This window comes from Thiocapsa sp. (genome assembly GCF_035467215.1).
GTDB lineage: Bacteria > Pseudomonadota > Gammaproteobacteria > Chromatiales > Chromatiaceae > Thiocapsa.
In genome coordinates, this window is record NZ_DATITZ010000369.1 from 1 (window position 1) to 6454 (window position 6454).

The window sequence follows — 6454 nt, forward strand, 5'->3', positions numbered from 1 at the left end:
CGGTCGAGCCGGACTGCGCGGACCTGCCCTACTTCCTGCGGACCTATTTCGCCTGGAAGCTCGGCCTGCCGATCGCCTACCGACCCTGCACACGCGGGAGCCGGAGCAGTCCGCCGACCTGTCAGGCTCCCGTCGCCGAGACGCGCTTCGTCGGCAACAGGGCGTCTGCCGAGGTCTTCGCAGAGGCCAGCCGAAAGATGATGGACACGGTGCACTCGGGCAGCGCACGCACCGCCCTGCGCGACGACGCGACCGATGTCTATCCGATCGCGCTCGATCGCTCGACACTCTGGCCCGGAACCATCTTCGCCGACCCTTACGGTCATATCATGGTGATCGTGAAATGGCTGCCCCAACGCGGACGCGAGAGCGGTCTCCTGCTCGCGGTCGACGCCCAACCGGACAACTCGGTGACGCGCAAGCGCTTCTGGGAGGGCACCTTCCTGTTCGCGCAAACCCCGAGCGCGGGGCCGGGCTTCAAGGCGTTCCGACCGGTGGTTCAAACCAGCGGCGGCGTGCGCCAGCTGCCCAACAGCGCACTCGACGGGCGATCCGGTCTACCGCCCTTCTCGCTCCAGCAGGCAGCTCTCTCGCCGGCCGACTTCTACGCCCGCATGCAGCAGCTCATCAGCCCGCGGGGTCTGGAGCCCGAGGTCGCCTACGCCGCGACGCTGGACGCCCTGATGGAGCAGCTCGAAACACGCGTGACCTCGGTCGAGAATGGCGAGGCATACATGCGCAGCCGCCCCGGCACCCTCGTTCCGATGCCGAGCGGACCGGCCATCTTCGAGACCACAGGTCCTTGGGAGGATTACGCCACCCCGTCGCGCGACATGCGTCTGCTGATCGCCATGAAGGTGCTCGCCCAGCTGCCGGAGCGCATCCGTCGCTACCCGGAGCTCTTCGTCCTGCAGGGACGCTCGCCGAGCGATGCCGCCGCGCGCATCGAACGCCTGAACGCGCAACGGATGGACGAACGCTTCGTCACCTACAACCGCAGCGACGGCAAACCCTGGCGGCTGAGTCTCGGGGATATCTACAACCGCCGCACCGAATTCGAGATCGCCTACAACCCGAACGATTGCGTGGAGCGGCGTTGGGGCGCATCCCCCGGCGCCCCGGATGAAACGACCTGTCGCAGGCGGGCGCCGGCTGACCAGCGTGCGCGCATGGAGGAGTATCGTCCCTGGTTCCGCGATACGGTCCGCCCTCCGCGGTAGCACAAGACATCTCGACGACCGATGATCCTAGATCCGGCAGTTGAACGGCCCCTGGAGTGCGTCCCGCGCGGTGTCCGGCAAGGCGCGACGAGGCGGCGTAGTGGTTCTACGACAACGCGTTGCAACGCAGTCGGGCGCCGCGCGGGGTGTGCTCCAGGGGTCGTAGCGGCCTTCACCCAGCCGGTGAGCCGTCAGACGAGCGCGATCGTCAAGGCCGTCGAGACCTTGAATGAAGCATGAAGCGGTCAACTGCCAGATCTAGGATCATAGGCACCCGACACCAACGCCCGGCTGCACCCAAACGGAGTCCGTCCCATGCCGAGTTGTCCCTCCGTGCCGCATGCGGCGGAGCAGGCCTTGCTCCGAACCGCCTGTCTCGCCCTCTGCCTGACCCTGGTCGCCTGCGGAGCCCCTGCCCCGCGGCCCGGCGAGGCACCCGGAACCTGGGCGGGACGCCCCGTCGGCCAAGCCCCCCCGCCCAACCCGGGACTCAAACAGGCGATGATCCAGCGCGCAACCCGCGAGTGGGAGCACTTCGATCGGCAGGTCGTCATCTTCAAGGGCACCGAGGAGAGCATCCCCCACGTCGGCGCTTGGGAGGATGACTACACCCATGCCGCTCGGGTCAACCTCTACTGGCGGGCGGTCAACAAGCCGGGGCTCGACGGTCTGGACTGCCGGCAGCCCTGGTCGGCCGCCTTCATCAGCTGGGTCATGCAGAGTGCGGGTGTGCCGACGAGCCAGTTCCGCTCGGCGAGTGCTCACTGGGTCTATCTCTCCACCATGGTCGAGGAGGCGAGCTATCCAGGTCGCTACTTTATTCCCCGACGGGTTCAGGATTACAGCCCGAACCCCGGCGACCTGGTCTGTGCCCCGCGGGGCCGCACGCCGGAGCGCGCCTTCGACGGCTACATCAGCGCCGCGATGCTCCAGGGCGCGGAGACCCACTGCGACCTGGTGGTCGGCAAGAGCGGCCAGACGCTGGAATCCATCGGCGGCAACGTCCGCAACTCGGTCTCCAAGAGCATTGTCGAGCTCGACGCCCAAGGACGGCTCAAACCCGTGCCGCGGCGACCCTGGTTTCTGATCATGCAGAACCGGCTTTGAGATCCGGATCGCGCGGCGCTGCGATCTCCTGCCCCACGCGCCGCGCGGTGACACTCCGATCATTGCCGGCGCACGAAGCCCGCAGCCGTGTCGCCCTTGTCATGCTTGCGCCCCTGATACAGCCGCGTCCGCGACCTCCGGCTGTCGGCGCATGGACAGGTAATAGATCACCGGAACCGCCATCCGCGAGAGCAGCAGGGACGCGATCTCGCCGGCCATCAGCGAGATCGCCAGCCCCTGGAAGATCGGATCGAACAGGATCACACTGCCGCCTACCACGACGGCCATGGCGGTCAGCAGCATGGGCCGAAACCGGATGGCCCCGGCATCCACGACCGCCTCCGCCAGCGGCATTCCCTGCTTCACGCGCAGCTTGATGAAATCGACCAGGATGATCGAGTTCCGCACCACGATCCCGGCGCCGGCAATGAAGCCGATCATCGAGGTCGCGCTGAAGAAGGCCCCCATCGCCCAATGCGCCGGCAGGATGCCGACCAGTGAGAAGGGGATGGCCGCCATGATGATGAACGGGGTGCGGAACGATCGGAACCAGCCCACCACCAGGGCATAGATCAGAACCAGGACGACCGCGAATGCCGCCCCCAGATCACGGAAGACCTCGTAGCTGATATGCCACTCGCCGTCCCACTTCAGGGATGGCTCAAGCACCGAGAAGGGCTGGCGGATGTTCAGAATCTCCACCGGGGCATCATATCCGTCAGGCACGTAAGCGCGGATCATCTCGTTGAGTTGGAAGATGGCGTAGATCGGACTCTCCTCTTCCCCGGCCACGTCCCCGGTCACGTAGACAACGGGGAGATGGTTCTTGCGGTAAATGCTTTTCTCCCCGACCCCTTCCTCGACGCGGATCACCTCGCCCAAGGGGACACAGTGACCGCCCGAACAGACCGGGATGGGAAGCAGCTCGGCCGGCTGCGCCCGTTGACGGATCGGCAGACGCAACCGGATCAGCACGTCCTCCGTCTCCTCGCCCGCATGCAGCAGCCCCACGTCGGCGCCCGCCTGGGCGATGCGGATCACCTCCGCCACCTGATCGGCGGTAATCCCGTTCAATGCACCCTTCTCATGGTCGAAGCGGAACATCAACAGCGGCTGGTCCGCCTCGACGTACCAGTCGACATCGACAACCCCCGGTGTTGCCTCGAACAGCTCTCGGATGTGCTCGGCGATCCGGATCTGCTCCCGGTAATCCGGCCCGTAGACCTCCGCAACCAAGGTCTGAAGGACGGGCGGTCCCGGCGGCACCTCGGCGACCTTGATGCGTGCGCCCTCCTCGCGTGCCACCTCCCGAATGCGCTCGCGGATACGTTTGGCGATCGCATGGCTCTGGAGCTCCCGCTCGTCCCCGGGGACCAGATTGACCTGGATGTCGGCGACGTTCGGGCCTTGGCGGAGGAAATAGTGGCGCACTAAGCCGTTGAAGTTATAGGGTGCGGAGGTCCCGGCATAGATCTGATAATTCATCACCTCCGGCTCCCTGCTCAAGCGTGCGGCGATTCGGCGGGTCACGTTGGTTGTGTGCTCGAGCGTTGTTCCTTCATCCATGTCGACAATGATCTGCAACTCACTCTTGTTGTCGTACGGGAGCATCTTGACCTTGACCGCACCGGTCGCAACCAGACCGACCGCGCCGACGAGCAACAGCGTGATCGTCGCCAAAAAGACGATGCCGAGGAGCGGCCGACGGATCATCGGCCCCATGACCCGACGATAGGCGCGGGTCGTCACGTCCTCCCGGTCCGCGACCTGTCCGCCGCCGCGGGCATGCCAACGCAGCATCCGGTACGCCGCCCACGGCGTCACGACGAAGGCGACGGCCATCGAGAACAACATCGCCGCCGTGGCCCCGACCGGGATCGGTCGCATGTAGGGCCCCATGAGTCCCTGCACGAAGGCCATGGGCAGCACGGCCGCGATCACCGTCAAGGTTGCGAGAATCAACGGACTACGCACCTCGTTGACGGCCTCCACCGTCACATCCTTGAGGGGCCGCCCCCGATTCGCGGGCAGTCGAAAGTGCCGCACGACGTTCTCGACATCCACGATCGGATCATCCACGAGGATGCCGATCGAGAAGATCAGCGCGAACAGGGTCACTCGATTGAGGGTAAAATCCAGCAGATAGAAGGTCGCGAGGGTCAGGGCCAAGGTGACGGGGATCGCGATCGCAACCACGCCGGCCTCGCGCCAGCCCAGCACGATCGCGATGAGCACACTGACGCCGAAAACCGCCAGGCCCATGTGAAAGAGGAGCTCGTTGGATTTCTCCTCGGCTGTCCGACCATAGTCGCGGGTCACCGTGACCTCGACGCCATTCGGAATGCTCGTGCCGCGGAGCGTCTCGACCTTGCGCATCACCTCGGCGACGACCTGTACCGCATTGGTCCCGGTCCGTTTTGCGACGGCCAAGGTCACCGCAGGCTCCTCGACGGGGAGCGACTCGGGCTGCGACGAGCGGTCGGGGCGACCGAACAGGACATAGTCTTCGACCTCCTCGGCATCGTCGAAGACGCGTGCGATGTCGCGCAGATAGACCATCTGTCCCTGGTGCACGCCGACCACGACCGAGCCGACCTCGGCGGCATCGCGCAGGAAGCCGCCGAGCTCGGTCAGGACCTCTTGATCCCCGGCGGGGAAGCTCCCGGCCCGATGCTGGCGATTGGCCGCCCGCAAGGCATTCAGCACATGGGTCGGATCGATCTTGTATGACCCGAGACGTGCCGCATCGAGCTCGATACGGACCTGGCGGCGAAGCCCGCCGATCAGCGTGGTCTCGGAGACCTCGGCGATCTCTTTGACCGAATCGTCCACCGCCGATGCGATCCGCCGCAGCGCATGGTGATCGTAGCCGCCCCCGTGAAAGGTCAGGGCGAGAATGGGGACATCGTCGATCCGCCTGGGTTTGAGCAACGGCTCGGAGGCACCATGCGGGATGCGATCGAGGTTCGCGTAGAGTTTCTGGTAGAGCTGAACGATCGCCTTCTCCTCGTCCCAGCCGACGAGAAAGCGCACGATGGTGACGGACTGGCCGGGGCTCGAGATCGAGTAGACGTATTCGACGCCCCGCAGCTCGCGTGCCAGCTTTTCGAGCGGCCGCGTGACCCGTTGCGTCACCTCCTCCGCGGTCGATCCGGGCATCTGCACGAACACATCGATCATCGGCACGACGATCTGCGGCTCTTCCTCCCGAGGTAGGAGTACGATCGCCAGGACACCGAGCAGCATCGCCGCGCCCGCGATCAAAGGCGTCAGCGGCGAATCGACGAAAAAGTAGAGGATTCGCGAGATCAGGCCGAACCGAGGAACACGATAACCGCGCTTCGCTTTCATGGTGCCCCCCGGTAGTGCTCGGAAGTCCGGCCCATGGCCCCGACGGCAAGCGCAAGGGTCGACCGGCGCCCTCAGCAGATTAGAATGTTCTAATGTAAAGTATAGGCAGACTACGCGACTCCGCCAGGGCACCGAAGAACGGCCGGAGCGCGCTGCCCGACGGCGGCACGACACCCTTTCAGGTCAGCGGAGGTGACCGTGATCAACACCGAACGACAACCCGGAACAGCGAGCCTCGGCGCCGCGGTGGCGACCTTGTTGCTCTGCGCCGCCCCCATCTATGCCGACGAGCCCTGGAGCGCACCCCTGCAACGCGGTGGTCAGGTCGAGGTGGATCCCCGTACCAATCGCCCGGTTCTCGATCAGGACGGTCGCCGGACCCAGCTCTGGGATGGCGTGCATCGGCTGGAAGACGGCTCGGTCATCCGCATCGAGGGCGGCCGCGTGGTCCCGACGACGGACATGCTTGCGCCGAGCGTCCCGCCGAGCGATGCGGCGACATCCGATGCCGAATCGCCCGAAACGGTCGAAGCCAACGAAGGCGCGGCCGAGCAGCCGAACGGCGCACGCATCACCGGCGCGTCCACCTGCGAGCAGTTGGTGCTCCAAGTGTGCGGCGCCGCTCGCACCTGTTGGCAGGAGCCCGCTTGCGAGGCCGCACGTCAACTCCGTCAGATGGAACAGGAGGAGTGGCTCAAAGGGGCCGATCCGGGCCTCGCCACGGAGAGCGGGAACCAGTGCGAGGAGGCCATGAGCAACGCCTTCTTTGCGCCGTG

3 protein-coding genes and 1 pseudogene are annotated in these 6454 nt (G+C 65.8%); 3 read left to right on the forward strand and 1 reads right to left on the reverse strand.

Features of this window, described 5'->3' with window-relative positions:
• A partial coding sequence (locus tag VLR48_RS20130; RefSeq protein ID WP_325293489.1) for a hypothetical protein occupies nucleotides 1-1220 on the forward strand: 1220 nt, incomplete at its 5' end.
• A gap of 315 nt (nucleotides 1221-1535) precedes the next feature.
• On the forward strand, nucleotides 1536-2327 hold the full coding sequence (locus VLR48_RS20135) for a DUF2272 domain-containing protein (RefSeq protein WP_325293490.1): 792 nt from the start codon (nucleotides 1536-1538) through the stop codon (nucleotides 2325-2327).
• A gap of 99 nt (nucleotides 2328-2426) precedes the next feature.
• Here the strand turns inward: VLR48_RS20135 and VLR48_RS20140 are convergent, their stop codons facing one another.
• Nucleotides 2427-5678, reverse strand: a complete 3252-nt coding sequence (locus VLR48_RS20140) for an efflux RND transporter permease subunit (RefSeq protein ID WP_325293491.1) — start codon at nucleotides 5676-5678, stop codon at nucleotides 2427-2429.
• A 198-nt stretch (nucleotides 5679-5876) separates the two neighbouring features.
• Here VLR48_RS20140 and VLR48_RS20145 point away from each other — a divergent pair.
• Nucleotides 5877-6454: pseudogene (locus tag VLR48_RS20145) on the forward strand (hypothetical protein); the annotation flags it as partial.